Genomic DNA, 14,108 nt, shown 5'->3' on the forward strand with positions numbered 1-14,108 from the left:
ATTCCCCAATAATATTTAAAATATAAAAGGACGTATCCTAAATATTAGTTAGGTAAACAAATATTGAGGATTCCATCCAACTCATCCAATGAGTGATAGTGAATGACCATTTTTCCTTTACCTTTCTGGTTATGGTCAATTTTGACATTTGCTCCGAAACGCTCTGAGAGTTTCTGGGTCAATTGTTCAATGTCAGGAGAAAGCTGCGCCTTTTCCTTTTCAGGTTTTGGTTCACTCCACTCACGTACTAACTGTTCAGTTTGACGTACCGATAAGCCTTTTTCAATCACGATTTGCGCCACTGAAATCTGGTCTTTGGTTTTTAAGGCAAGAATGGCACGTGCATGTCCCATATCGATTTGACCCTGTTGCATCAGGTCTTTAATCGGATCTGCAAGGCTTAAAAGGCGCAGTAAATTACTGACCGTGGTACGCGCCTTGCCAACAGTATCGGCAATTTCCTGATGACTTAAACCAAACTCGTCATGGAAACGCTGTAGAGCCATTGCCTGATCAATTGGATTTAAATCCTGACGCTGAATGTTTTCAATTAACGCCAAGGCAATCGCCACCTGATCGTTTAGATCACGAACAATTGCCGGAATTTCAGTCAGACCAGCCAATTGCGCCGCGCGCCAACGACGCTCACCGGCAATAATTTCGTATGGATGCTGCTCATCCTCAACAGGACGAATCACAATCGGTTGCATGACACCATGTTTTTCAATCGATGCTGCAAGCTCTTGTAGATCTTGTTCCTGAATAAAGCGACGTGGCTGATATTCACCACGCTTTAATAAATTGACATCAATCTGCTTGAGTTGACCATGGTCCAAGGCCTGTGCTTCAAGTTGCAATTTCTCTTTCTGAATTGAACCTAATAGCGCATCTAAACCACGACCTTTAGCCAATCCGCGTTTTTTGATGCTCATACAGCACTTCCTTTTTTCACTTTACTTTTCTTCAATATTTCTGCAGCGAGATTCAAATATGAAACTGCGCCTTTAGAGCTTTTCTCAAAATAGATCACAGGTAAACCATGAGCTGGCGCTTCCGCCAAACGGATATTCCGCGGAATCACGGTCTCGTATAGCTTTTTACCAAAATATTGCTCTAACTCGGCAGAGACATCACGTGTCAATGCGTTACGAGCGTCATACATGGTACGTAATACCCCTACAATTTCCAAGTTTGGATTCAGGGCTTTTTGTATGCGATCAATGGTTTGTGTCAGATCAGCCAAGCCTTCTAGTGCATAGTACTCGCATTGCATTGGAATAATCACGCCATTCACGGCAGCCAAAGCATTGACCGTAATCAGACTTAAGCTTGGTGCGCAATCAATAATAATATAGTCAAAAGCAGAAGCGACTTCTTGCAGTGCATTTTTCAGAATGAATTCACGTCCTTCCTGCTCTGCAATTGCCAGTTCTACCCCAGCAAGTTCACGGTTCGCACCTAAAACCTTATAACCGACTTCTGCTTTTTGAATCGCAGTTTCAATCGGCACTTCACCCAGCAACACATCTGTCACCGAATACAGTAAATCATTCTTTTGAATGCCAGACCCCATGGTGGCATTCCCTTGTGAGTCCATATCAACCAACAAGACACGTTTTTTCAAGATCGCCAAAGAAGCAGCAAGATTGACTGCTGTCGTGGTTTTCCCTACACCACCTTTTTGGTTTGCAATCGCAATAATTTGAGCCATGATTACCCTTAATATTTTTATTGAATACGTTGAAGTAAAAGTAAATGACGTTGTTCATCTAATCTCGGGACACGAAGTTCAATGATCTTACATGAATACTCATCTTTCATTTGCTCAATTTCATCAGCTGGAATCAAGCCTTTCATTGCAGCAATAATACTCTGCTCATGCATATATGGTTGTGCTGCATCGACAAAGTCTGTCAAAGACGCAAATGCGCGACTTGTAATGACATCGAACTGACCAAGCTCACCAATACTATCTTCATTTTCAACACGTGTCTGAACGGCAATGACATTTTGCAGTTTCAAATCAGCAATAAACTGCTTCAGGAATCGGATCTTTTTCCCGTTCGAATCCAGCAGCACGCAAGCACGTTCTGGCTGACATAATGCAATGATCATGCCCGGCATTCCACCGCCAGTCCCTACATCTAATAAACGACCTTGTGGTAAATCATTCAAGATACTTAAGCTATCTAATAAATGTTTAACCAGCATTTCTTTCGGCTCACGAATCGCCGTTAAATTATAGGCCTTATTCCACAGCACCAGCGCATCTTGATATTTCAATAAGAGTGTTAGGGTGTCCTCACTCAGGTTCAGACCCAGAGCTTGACTACCTTGCTTTAATTCTTGAAAAAAAGGATGCATAACAGTGCAACATCTCGATAAATTTGCTGTGCAGTATACCGATTTCTGATACAAGGCACAGTAGGACTTGTTGAACGATTATGCAGTTAATCATTTACAGGCATGATAAACTGCACAATCCATTAAGTTTTTGTCTTTTCTTAGGCAAATCCAAGATAGACAAAGCAATTTTTGTTATGCAAACGCACCTTGCTTGATCTGCTGATCAAGCTGCTCTAGACGCTCAGGTGTCCCGACATCGACCCAGATCGCCTGCATCTTTTCTGCTGAAACGTGCTGCTGTTGCATCGCCTGTTTCAACAAAGGTGCCAAAGGTCGCTTACCATTTTCTAGCCCAGTAAACATGTGTGGCGCTATAACAGCCACACCACTATAGGTTAAGGCTTCCCCTAGCGGTTCTTGCTCAAAAGTATAAGCCAAATCATTTGCCAGGATGAAGTCTCCCTTTAAATGTTGAGGCGGATTTTCGACCAAGACCAAATGCGCTAGCTTATCTTCTAACTGAACATTCAGTAATGATGAAAAGTCCATGGTGGTCCAGACATCACCATTCACCAGAATGAAAGGCTCATCACCCAGTAATGGCAAGGCATTGATGATACCGCCTGCCGTTTCCAGACCTTCACCTTCGTGCGACCACAAGATCGTCACACCAAACTGAGAACCATCACCCAACGCAGCAACCAACTTATCACCTAACCACGCGGTATTGATCACAATTTCGGTGACACCAATTTTCTGCAGTTTTTCAATGTGCCAGACAATCAGCGGTTTCCCACCGACTTCTAGTAGCGGCTTTGGTGTATGCAACGTCAGTGGACGCATGCGATTACCTAAGCCAGCGGCAAGAATCATCGCTTTCATTATGCTGCAACCTCGTAATCACCGTATTTGGCAATAAACTTAGGCATCACCACATCATTGATAAATTGCATAAACTCATTCAATTCATCATAGCCTTGGCTTTCTTCAAGTAAGTACCACATTACACGTGGTAAATCTTTTAAGTAACCTGATTTGCCATCACGTTCGAATAAACGGACAAAAATACCTAAAATCTTGATATGGCGCTGAATCGCCATCAGGTCGGCATCACGTTTAAACTGCTCAAAACTACGATTTTCTTTGGCAGAAGCTGGTAATAAGTTATAGAACACTTCAAACCATTGATACACACGTTCAGCATTCCACTGCACATAGGCATCACGGGTAATCGAAATCAGATCATAGGTATCCGCACCAATCACTGCATCCTGAAAATCAATCACCCCCAGTTCCTGCTCACCTTCAATTTTCATCAGATTACGACTGTGAAAATCACGATGTACAATCACTTGCGGCTGTTGAGTCGCTTCAATTGCCAGAAAGTCAAACGCTTGCTCAATGGTTTCTAACTGCTGCTCTGTCGGCTGAATATTTAATGAAGGCAACATCCATTCGGTCAGCAAACGCATTTCAGTCATGAGCTTTTCATAAGAATAAGCCGGTAAATGAGCCTGCCCATCCACCTGTTGCAGTTCAATCAACTGTTTAAAGCTTTGCGCATAGTACTCATCTACTGTCTTATCATTCAGTAATGTTGATAGCACCACATCACCAAAATCTTCCAGAAGCAATAAACCCAATGTCAGGTCTTTAGCAACGATATGCGGAACACGCACACCATTTTTGTCAAAGAACTCATCGATATTTACAAATGGTGCACAATCTTCTTTTTCAGGCGGCGCGTCCATGAGCATATATGTTTTGTTTTGTAACTTAATTCGCGCATAACGACGAAAGCTTGCATCTCCTGCTAAAAAGTTGATCTCGAACAGATCGGATTGGAGAGTGGCTTGAAGCCAAGTTTGTATCAATTGTTCACGTTGTGTATTCATTTGCAATAAAATCTAAAACTAGCTGAGATTTTGAAAGCTTAAGTGTAGCCACTTATCAACTTTTTCTCTATGATGCGACAATAATTAATTGTGAATTAGCGTACTGGTTAATGAGACAATGAAACATCAGTTTAAATTTAATCCTTTAGCAACAGCTATTTTGACACTCTTGTGCGGCGGCTCGATTCAATCCAGTTTCGCGGCACCAGCTGATGCTGTCTCTACGCTTGACAACAAACAGCTCAAAGCAGCCATTCGAAATCAAGGACAGCAAGACCAGGAAAGTTATCCTGGAGAAAGTTTTTTCCAGCAATATTACGTAGACAAATCTGCACCAGAAGCACAATTGCGCGACAACCGCTATTTAAGCTCCTCTTTTTGCCAAGGTACCTGGGTTACGCCGATTAATCCCGAAACCAAGGCAGGCGATGCAAGTACAACTACCTCGGTAATTACAGCGGATTATGGACACTACAATCCAGCGGGTGACTCTGTGCTTCAGGGCAACGTGGTTATCGATCAGGAAGGTCGTACTATTCGTGCCGATCAGGTGACTATTGATTCGACTCAAACGCATGCCAATGCCGAAGGCCGAGTGCAACTAGCGCAATCTGGCCTGCTCACCCAAAGTGATGCGATTAACTATAATTTAAAGACCCAGACCGGGGATTTAAATAACAGTTTCTATATCTCAGAACAACAACATGCACATGGTCATGCCAGTCAGATCAAACGTGCCAATGAGAATCTGGTGATCTTTAAAGATGCGAGTTATACCGCATGTCCACCAGAACAAAAACCGGCATGGAAGATTCAGGCCAAAGAAATTGAGTTAAATCAGGATACAGGTCGTGGTGTGACCCGTGGTACAAAATTTTACGTAAAAGATGTACCCGTCCTCGCCGTTCCTTATTTCAATTTCCCAATCGATGACCGCCGCACCACAGGTTTACTCAGCCCAAACTTTGGCTACAGTAATGATGGTGGCGCTCAACTTGCTGCGCCGGTTTATCTCAACCTTGCACCGAATTACGACCTTACGCTTACACCAAGCTTTATGAGCAAACGCGGTGCTAAATTAGATGCCGAATTCCGCTATATGACTGAAAACTTCGGTTCAGGTCGTATTTGGGGTGGTTATATTGCTCAAGATAATCAATATGATGACCAGGACCGTGAAGACCTTCACTTTCTTCATAACTGGAATATTAATGACCAGTGGTCGACCAATCTTGAATATAACTACGCATCAGATAAAGATTATTTTGCTGACTTTAATAACAACCCCAACACCCGTACTGATCTGAATTTACGTCGTGCCTGGGAACTCAACTATGCAAATGGAATTCCTGGTCTTAGAGCGCAGTTAAAAGTCGAAGACTTCCAGACGCTAGATAAAACCATTAAAGATGCAGACAAGCCTTATGCCCGACTGCCACAATTCTTATTAAATTATGTCACGGGTGACCCACAAGGTCTGCAATATGAATTTAATAACGATACCGCATACTTCAAGAAATCAATTGAAGATGGTTCTGCGCTGGAATCAAGCGGTACCCGTATCTACAACCAGTTTGCAGTCCGATACAACTACCTGACGCCATCATGGTTCTATGTTGTGCCAGAAGTTTCTGTGCGTAGCATCAATACCTTCTTCGATCAGGATTCCAAAGAAGGACGTGGATTATCAGCTTCTGATGATTTAGAAAAATCAGTGGTAGTACCACAGTTCACCCTAGCAACAGGGATGACCTTTGAAAAAGATGGTAAGTATCTACAAAGTATTTCACCTCGTGCTTTTTATGCTTATTCCCCGTATAGAAAACAGGATGATCATCCAAACTTTGATTCGACCTCTGCGTCAATCAATTATGATCAACTATTTAACTCCTACCGTTTCTATGGTCATGACCGCTTAGACGACAATAACTTCTTGTCACTGGGTGTAACTTATAGCCTTTTAGATACTGAAGGTTTAGAACGGATTAAAGCCAGTGTCGGACAAAGTTATTATTTTAGTGATCGTCGTGTCAGCCTAAATGAAAAACTGGATGAATTTGACACCCAACGCCGTACCGGCCCTATCGTCAGCCTGTCTAGTCAGCTTAACCAGAACGTCACCATTAGCTCGAATGCAGCCTGGATGTCCAATGGTGAGAATGCGCAACGTGATTTCCAAGCCTACTATACCGGCGACAAAGGCAATCTATATAACTTAGGCTATTTCTACCGCAAAGATATTCCTGATCGTCAAAACGCTTATGACCAAGTGGTTGCATCCTTTATACAACCTGTAAAAGACAATTGGCGTATTATGGGTCATGCTCAATACGACATCGACAACAACGTGATGCGCGAATACTTACTTGGCGTAAATTATGAATCTTGTTGTTGGGCTGTGTCAGTCTATGGCCGCTCTTACTATAACGATCTGGATGATCCAAATATGCCAGACGTTCGTAAAAAGAATGCAGTTATGGCTGAATTCACGCTAAAAGGTCTTGGTGCTTTAAACAATAAGCTCGCTTCACTTCTGGAGAATAGAGTTTTAGGTTTCAACAAAATTAATCAATCTTGGACACAACGTTAATGAAGATAAAACCTTTTCAACATATCTTTAGAGCCACTGTTCTCGCTGCCCTAATTTCTTCATCAATGCAAAGCTTTGCTCAACCGACGGATGAGGTTGTGGCAATTGTGGACAATAGTGTCATTCTTAAAAGTGATTTAGAACAAGGTGTTGCTGAGACAGAACATCAATTAAAAGCACAAAACAAAACAGTTCCACCGCAACAATACTTGCAAATGCAGGTTTTAGACCAACTGATTGTCCGCCAAGCCCAGCTTGAACAGGTCAAGCGTTACGGCATTAAAGCAGATGAAAAAACCTTAAATGCTGCAGTGCTAAAAGTTGCCAATCAATCGGGTGCCAACTCGCTAGAAGCGTTTCAGCAAAAACTAGACACTATTGCACCTGGTACTTATGAAAACTTGCGTAACCGTGTTGCGGAAGACCTTGCTATTGGCCGTTTACGTCAACAGCAAGTGATGTCACGCATCAAGATCAGTGATCATGACGTTGAAAACTTCCTGAAATCTCCGGAAGGTCAGGCCGCACTCGGTACACAGGTTCACGTGATTCATATGCGTATTTCTGGTGACAATGCCGATGCCGCTCAGCAAGTTGCTCAACAGGTTAAACAATCACTGTCAACCAGTGATGATCCTAAAGCCATCAGCAGCAAACTTTCCACTGCCGCTGTAAAAGTCGATGGTCTTGATATGGGCTTCCGTTCACTGTCAGAAATTCCAACCGAACTGGCAGCGCGCATCACCCCACTTCAAGTGGGACAAACAACTGAACTGATCAATGTTCGTGATGGCATACATGTCTTAAAGTTACTGGAACGCAAACAGAATGACCAAAAAGCACTGGTTCCACAATACCAGACCCGTCATATCCTGATTCAGCCTTCTGAAGTGGTGAGTCTGGATCGTGCCAAGCAAATGATTGATAGTCTCTACAAACGTGCTAAAGCGGGTGATGATTTCGCGACCTTGGCCGCAACTTATTCAAATGATACAGGCTCGGCACGTGATGGCGGTAGCTTAGGCTGGGTTAGTCCTGGTGTGATGGTGCCTGAATTTGAAAAAGTTATGAAAGAGACCCCTGTTGGTCAAGTCAGCCAACCGTTCCAGAGTCAATTCGGCTGGCATATTCTGCAAGTAACCGATACTCGCCAGCAGGACATGACCAAAGAAGTGCAAGAACGTATGGCACGTCAAATTCTGGGTGAACGCCTGTTTGATACTGAAGTCGATAGCTGGATGCGTGAACTTCGCGCCAATGCTTATGTTGAAATCAAAGATGCCAACCTGGACTCTAAAGCTCAGCAAAAAAAGTAAGTTAAGCTCAAGTAGAATGCCAGCCATGTGCTGGCATTTTATTTTTCCAAAAATGACATAAAAAAATAGCGGCACTAGCCGCTATTTTTTGTGCATTACAAATAAATTATTTGTAACGATCAACCATTTTCTCTAAAGAAATTGGACGAATCTTGTCTGCATGCCCTGCGGTACCAAATGCTTCGTAACGCGCAACACAGATTTCTTTCATTGCTTCAACAGTTTCGCCAAAGAATTTACGTGGATCAAATTCACTTGGTTTTTCTGCCATCATACGACGCATTGCACCCGTAGAAGCCAAACGTAAATCGGTGTCAATATTAATCTTACGCACACCATGTTTGATCGCTTCAACCAGCTGATCTACAGGCACACCATAAGTTTCTTTAATATCACCACCGTACTGGTTAATCACTGCTAACCATTCTTGCGGCACAGAGCTTGAACCATGCATTACAAGATGCGTGTTTGGCAATGCAGCATGAATTTCTTTGATACGGTCAATTGCAAGAATATCGCCTGTAGGTGGACGAGTAAACTTATATGCACCGTGTGAAGTACCAACAGCAATTGCCAAAGCATCTACATTGGTATCCGCCACGAACTGGGTCGCTTCTTCAACAGAAGTCAGTAATTGAGAATGATCGAGTACGCCTTCAGCGCCTACACCATCTTCTTCACCCGCCATACCAGTTTCAAGGCTACCCAGGCAACCAATCTCACCTTCAACAGAAACACCGCAAGCATGCGCCATTGCAACCACGCGACGGGTTACATCAACGTTATAATCATAGGTTGTTGGTGTCTTACCATCCGCACCCAATGAACCATCCATCATCACTGAGCTGAAGCCCAACTGGATCGAACGTTGGCAAACATCTGGACTTGTACCATGATCTTGATGCATTACCACTGGAATATGTGGCCACTCTTCAATCGCAGCTAAAATAAGGTGACGTAAGAAAGGTGCACCTGCGTATTTGCGCGCACCAGCCGAAGCTTGCACGATGACAGGTGAATTTGTTGCATCCGCAGCGAGCATGATTGCACGCATTTGTTCTAAGTTGTTTACGTTAAACGCTGGTACGCCGTAGTTATATTCTGCAGCGTGATCCAAGAGCTGGCGCATTGAGATTAGAGCCATAATATCCTCCCAGGTAATGCGCCATATTCTACATGTTGATTTATTTCAATTCAGCAACTAATCACAGGAATTATAAAAAAATCTTTAGTGTTTTGTGTAATTTGGGTAGCAAATCTTACTAAATAATCAAAAAGACCAAATCACGGAATGATTTGGCCTTTTTTTCAGAAGCAATCGTTTAGTCTTAATCAAACATATTAAGAGTTAGCAATAACCCTCTAAACGCGTTAAAGGCAATTTCTTACCAATTGCTTTTTCAATTTCAGGCAAATAGAAAGCATCATCTTCCGACAAAAAACTAATACTCACGCCTTGTGCACCTGCACGACCTGTACGGCCAATACGGTGAACATAATCATCCGACTGTTCAGGTAAGGTAAAGTTAATCACATGCGAAACACCATCAACATGGATACCACGCCCCGCAACATCGGTCGCGATCATGATATTGTTCTTACCCTGCTTGAATTGATCCAGCATCTTCAGACGCTTATCTTGTGCAATTTCACCTGATAACATCCCCACACGATAACCATCACGTTTCAAATGATCATACAAACGACGCACCTGATCACGACGGTTGGCAAAGATCATGACTTTATCAATCGGTTCTTCACGCAGGATTTCTTGCAACAGTTTGTACTTATCTTCTTTCGCAACCACATAAACCCGCTGTTCAACATCGTTATTGGTTTTCTGCTCAGGCTCGATTTCAACTGTAACCGGCTCAAACAACCATTGACGGGCAAGATTGAGCACATCATAGCTAAATGTTGCAGAAAACATCAGGGTTTGGCGTTGCTCTTTAAACGGTGAAAAACGAACAATTCTCTTCACTGACGGGATAAAGCCCATATCAAGCAAGCGGTCTGCTTCGTCAATCACCAAGAATTCAATTTTGTCTAACCAGACTTCTTTTTGCTCGACAAAATCAATTAAACGGCCCGGTGTAGCCACAATAATATCGACAAAATTACGGTCCAGCATTTTTTTTTGCTTTTCAAAATCCACACCACCCAACAAAGTGACCAGATGCAAATTTGAAAATTTGGTTAATGCTTGCGCATCACTTTCGATCTGTAACGCTAACTCACGAGTTGGCGCTAAAATTAACGCACGTGGCTCACCACGAAAACGCTGTTCTTGAACTGGATTATTCAACAGATCATTGATCACGCTAATCAAGAAGGCAGCCGTTTTACCAGTACCCGTTTGTGCCCGACCAATGGCATCATGCCCTGCTAATGTATATTTTAAAACCTTTTGCTGAATTGGGGTCATTTTTGTAAAACCCAAAGCATCAATCGCTTTCTTCAACTGCGGATGTAAATTTAAGGTTTCAAAACCAGTCGTCATATATGCTCTCGAACCATCAATGACCAAAAGAAAGTGGCTATTATAAACAAAAACGCCCCAAATTACATTGGAGCGTTTTTATATTGCGTTAAGGCAACAAATTAGTCTAAAGGCTGAACGTTTTCAGCTTGGAAACCTTTTTGTCCTTGAACAACACTGAATTCTACGCGTTGGCCGTCACGTAAAGAACGGTGGCCATCGCCCATAATTGCGCGGAAATGAACGAATACGTCATCACCACCATTACGCTGAATAAAACCAAAGCCTTTAGTGTCGTTAAACCACTTTACTACGCCTTGTTCACGAGCTGTCATAAGTCAATCCTCAGATATTGAAAGATAAGGATCTTCCGGTGTTGCAAACAGCAGAGCCAACAAGGTTTTAAAATATTTATAATTTTAAAGCTTGTAATCATTCTGTAAAACTATCAACAATTTCCGGTTACATCCATTTGTTATAGGGTTTATTACATTAATTGTGTATTAAACTCTTCCTAAAACGCATCGAGCTTATCACGGGTTTATGACAATTAATAGAACTATTTTTAGTTATTTCCATCTGTTCTATCTGTTTTTTTCAATAATTTAGCTGTTTTTTTAATGGAATTTTTATCATAAAAATTACGCAGAAATTTGTTAAGATAATTTTGAATGAAGTGATTTAATTGAATATGACCGACACAATCAACACCCCGGAAATCATTGATGCATTAGGACAGCCCTGTCCTATGCCCTTGCTGATGTTAAAACGTGCTTTAAAAAAAGCGGATCATTCCAAACAGTTTTTGTTGAAATCATCTGATCCACATAGTGAAATTGATGTAACACGATATTGCCAAATTCAGCAACTTCAATGCCAGACACAAAAAATTTCAGAGCATGAATTTCACTATTTAATTGAATCTATGTGATTCTTTGCTAAACTCTTGGTAAAGATAAAATAGTTTACTTTACATTTCTATACTCAAATTTCCTTAGTGATGAAGAGCATTCGCATTAAGATGAAATTGTTGACTTAAATACCATCCTATAAGGAGAATCCATGACTACTGACAGCAGCAATCAATTGATGCCCCTGTCATTGTCTGCGCCAGGTGTAAACCTTGGTGCATATATCAGTACTGTCAATCAAATTCCAATTTTAACGGCCGAGCAGGAAAAAGAACTTGCTGAACGTTACTATTATGACCAAGACCTTGATGCTGCCAAACTTTTGGTAATGTCACACCTCCGCTTTGTCGTACATATCGCACGTAGTTACGCAGGTTACGGATTGCCACAAGGTGATCTCATCCAAGAAGGTAACCTCGGACTGATGAAAGCAGTGAAACGTTTCGACCCTAATATGGGAGTTCGTTTAGTTTCTTTTGCTGTGCACTGGATCAAAGCTGAAATTCACGAATATGTGATCCGTAACTGGCGTATTGTCAAGATTGCGACCACCAAGGCACAACGTAAACTGTTCTTTAACTTGCGTAGCCTCAAGAAATCGAGCAAGCGATTGACTTTGGAAGAAGCCAAATCGATTGCCAATGATTTGAATGTTACACCTGAACAGGTGTTAGAAATGGAAGGTCGTTTAACTGCCTATGATGCTGCTTTTGAAGCTCAAGGCGATGATGATGATGATACCCCGCATACTGCACCAGCATTGTATCTCGAAGATAATCGTTACGACCCTGCACGTCTGATTGAGGAAGAAGATTACGAAGAGCAAAGCACTTCTGCCTTGCATGAAGCGATGGACCAGCTTGATGATCGCTCACGTAATATTTTACAGCGCCGCTGGTTAGATGATGACAAATCCACTTTGCACGAACTGGCTGCTGAATATAACGTTTCTGCTGAACGTATTCGCCAGCTAGAAAAAAATGCCATGGAAAAAATCAAAACCGCCATGTCTGCGAGTTAAGATTAATTCAAACACAAGGGCTTTCATGCCCTTTTGTTTTATCTGGCTTTGTTTAAACTCCCGAATATGTTAACTTTGTTCATCAAGTTTCTAGTTCCATTCTCATTATGTGGATAGCAATCTCGGCGCTTAATCTTGCGCTTGCAGTGATGTTAGGCGCTTTCGGTGCTCATGGCCTCAAATCTTTTGCCACACCAGAACAACTGGCTTGGTGGAATACAGCAACCCAGTACTTTTTCTATCATGCGATTGGGTTACTGATTTTAGGTGTCCTACATAAAACCACTGCAACATTCCCTATAAAAATTCCTTATATTTTGATTCAAATTGGCATCATCTTTTTCTGTGGTTCGTTGTACATTATGGCGCTTGGTCTACCTAGAATCTTAGGTGCCATCACCCCGATTGGCGGTGCATTTATGATCGCGGGCTGGATCATGCTCGCATGGCAAGCGATCAAGCATGCGAAATAAGGATTTATCATGCATATCTATTTAAACGGCGAGTCAACAGACACGTCTTGTGAAAATCTGCAGCAACTCATTCAAAGCCTGGCGCTTGAAGGCAAACGTTTTGCTGTAGAAAAAAACCAACAGATTATTCCGAAAAGTAGACTTGAGCAGACATTGATTGCTCCAGAAGATCATATTGAAATTATTCAAGCTGTTGGTGGCGGCTAATTGGCTAAAAATGGAGTAAGCCCATGCAAGATTCCCCTTTAATTATCGGTTCTCGTACTTTTCAATCACGTTTATTGGTTGGAACTGGTAAATATAAAGATTTAAATGAAACCGACTTAGCCATTCAAGCAAGTGGTGCAGAAATTGTCACCGTTGCGATTCGTCGTGTGAATATCGGACAACATGCAGATCAGCCGAATCTGCTTTCAGTGATTCCACCAGAGAAATACACCATTCTGCCGAATACTGCTGGCTGTTTTGATGCAGATAGTGCAATTCGTACCTGTATGCTGGCTCGTGAGCTACTTGATGGACATAATCTGGTAAAGCTGGAAGTACTCGGTGATGAAAAAACCTTGTACCCGAATGTGACAGCAACGCTTAAAGCAGCGCAAACCTTGATTGATGATGGTTTTGAAATCATGGTTTACACCTCGGATGACCCGATTGTTGCCCAAGAACTTGAAAGCATGGGTTGTGTCGCGATCATGCCTTTGGGCAGTTTGATTGGTTCAGGTCTCGGTATTTTGAATCCACATACCATTTCCATCATCAAAGAAAATGCCAAAGTTCCTGTATTGGTGGATGCTGGTGTGGGTACTGCCAGTGATGCAGCCATTGCAATGGAACTCGGCTGTGACGGCGTACTGATGAACACGGCGATTGCTGCGGCTCAAAATCCAATCTTGATGGCTTCTGCCATGAAAAAAGCCGTTGAAGCAGGCCGTGAAGCATTCTTGGCGGGTCGTATGCCGCGTAAGCGTATGGCCAATGCCAGCTCGCCTGAGACTGGATATTTCTTTAAGTAAGAAAAGAAAAAGCAAAGGGAGCTATTTGCTCCCTTTTTTTAATCGCCAAAACACTCATTTC

General features: G+C 42.3%; 15 protein-coding genes. 7 read left to right on the forward strand and 8 right to left on the reverse strand.

Features of this window, described 5'->3' with window-relative positions; genetic code table 11:
- Positions 1-44 precede the first annotated feature (44 nt).
- The 5 genes from JO943_RS02860 to JO943_RS02880 form a co-directional block, all read right to left on the reverse strand.
- The gene (locus JO943_RS02860; RefSeq protein ID WP_005230838.1) at positions 45-932 is read right to left on the reverse strand and encodes a ParB/RepB/Spo0J family partition protein; all 888 of its coding nucleotides are present in this window, start codon (positions 930-932) and stop codon (positions 45-47) included.
- Positions 929-1,711, reverse strand: coding sequence for a ParA family protein (locus JO943_RS02865; protein WP_202739922.1), 783 nt, complete (start codon positions 1,709-1,711; stop codon positions 929-931). Before JO943_RS02865 ends, JO943_RS02860 begins: the two co-directional genes overlap by 4 nt.
- Before the next feature lie 17 nt (positions 1,712-1,728).
- A complete protein-coding gene (rsmG, locus tag JO943_RS02870; RefSeq protein ID WP_202739923.1) occupies positions 1,729-2,364 on the reverse strand; it encodes a 16S rRNA (guanine(527)-N(7))-methyltransferase RsmG in 636 nt (211 codons plus the stop codon).
- Positions 2,365-2,538: 174 nt separating this feature from the next.
- The gene (gene murU / locus JO943_RS02875) at positions 2,539-3,228 is read right to left on the reverse strand and encodes an N-acetylmuramate alpha-1-phosphate uridylyltransferase MurU (RefSeq protein ID WP_202739924.1); all 690 of its coding nucleotides are present in this window, start codon (positions 3,226-3,228) and stop codon (positions 2,539-2,541) included.
- Positions 3,228-4,241 (reverse strand): aminoglycoside phosphotransferase family protein, encoded by a 1,014-nt coding sequence (locus JO943_RS02880; protein ID WP_202739925.1) that lies wholly within the window; start codon positions 4,239-4,241, stop codon positions 3,228-3,230. The genes murU and JO943_RS02880 overlap by 1 nt, the downstream gene beginning before the upstream one ends.
- A 118-nt stretch (positions 4,242-4,359) precedes the next feature.
- Between JO943_RS02880 and JO943_RS02885 the strand changes: the two genes are divergently transcribed.
- Together JO943_RS02885 and JO943_RS02890 are read left to right on the forward strand one after the other, a co-directional pair.
- Positions 4,360-6,831, forward strand: coding sequence for an LPS-assembly protein LptD (locus tag JO943_RS02885; protein ID WP_202739926.1), 2,472 nt, complete (start codon positions 4,360-4,362; stop codon positions 6,829-6,831).
- Positions 6,831-8,147: a peptidylprolyl isomerase gene (locus JO943_RS02890; RefSeq protein WP_202739927.1), complete on the forward strand. Its 1,317-nt coding sequence runs from the start codon at positions 6,831-6,833 to the stop codon at positions 8,145-8,147. The genes JO943_RS02885 and JO943_RS02890 overlap by 1 nt, the downstream gene beginning before the upstream one ends.
- 106 nt (positions 8,148-8,253) lie before the next feature.
- Here the strand turns inward: JO943_RS02890 and fba are convergent, their stop codons facing one another.
- From fba to JO943_RS02905, 3 genes are all read right to left on the reverse strand, one after another.
- On the reverse strand, positions 8,254-9,291 hold the full coding sequence (gene fba / locus JO943_RS02895) for a class II fructose-bisphosphate aldolase (protein WP_005230849.1): 1,038 nt from the start codon (positions 9,289-9,291) through the stop codon (positions 8,254-8,256).
- Between the two features lie 204 nt (positions 9,292-9,495).
- Positions 9,496-10,647, reverse strand: coding sequence for an ATP-dependent RNA helicase RhlB (gene rhlB, locus JO943_RS02900; RefSeq protein WP_005230851.1), 1,152 nt, complete (start codon positions 10,645-10,647; stop codon positions 9,496-9,498).
- A gap of 101 nt (positions 10,648-10,748) precedes the next feature.
- On the reverse strand, positions 10,749-10,961 hold the full coding sequence (locus JO943_RS02905; protein ID WP_004653893.1) for a cold-shock protein: 213 nt from the start codon (positions 10,959-10,961) through the stop codon (positions 10,749-10,751).
- Between the two features lie 356 nt (positions 10,962-11,317).
- Between JO943_RS02905 and JO943_RS02910 the strand changes: the two genes are divergently transcribed.
- The 5 genes from JO943_RS02910 (at position 11,318) to JO943_RS02930 (ending at position 14,047) form a co-directional block, all read left to right on the forward strand.
- Entirely contained in the window at positions 11,318-11,557 is a 240-nt protein-coding gene (locus JO943_RS02910) for a sulfurtransferase TusA family protein (protein ID WP_005230859.1), read from the forward strand.
- 131 nt (positions 11,558-11,688) lie between these two features.
- A complete protein-coding gene (gene rpoH, locus JO943_RS02915) occupies positions 11,689-12,558 on the forward strand; it encodes an RNA polymerase sigma factor RpoH (protein WP_005230860.1) in 870 nt (289 codons plus the stop codon).
- Positions 12,559-12,665: 107 nt separating this feature from the next.
- Complete coding sequence (locus JO943_RS02920) at positions 12,666-13,031, forward strand: DUF423 domain-containing protein (RefSeq protein WP_202739928.1); 366 nt, start codon at positions 12,666-12,668, stop codon at positions 13,029-13,031.
- A gap of 9 nt (positions 13,032-13,040) precedes the next feature.
- A complete protein-coding gene (gene thiS, locus JO943_RS02925; RefSeq protein ID WP_202739929.1) occupies positions 13,041-13,238 on the forward strand; it encodes a sulfur carrier protein ThiS in 198 nt (65 codons plus the stop codon).
- A 23-nt stretch (positions 13,239-13,261) separates the two neighbouring features.
- Complete coding sequence (locus tag JO943_RS02930; RefSeq protein WP_004639328.1) at positions 13,262-14,047, forward strand: thiazole synthase; 786 nt, start codon at positions 13,262-13,264, stop codon at positions 14,045-14,047.
- Positions 14,048-14,108 lie beyond the last annotated feature (61 nt).

Source organism: Acinetobacter sp. 'aerobic (ED)', assembly GCF_904886855.1.
In the GTDB taxonomy this organism is placed as follows: domain Bacteria; phylum Pseudomonadota; class Gammaproteobacteria; order Pseudomonadales; family Moraxellaceae; genus Acinetobacter; species Acinetobacter courvalinii.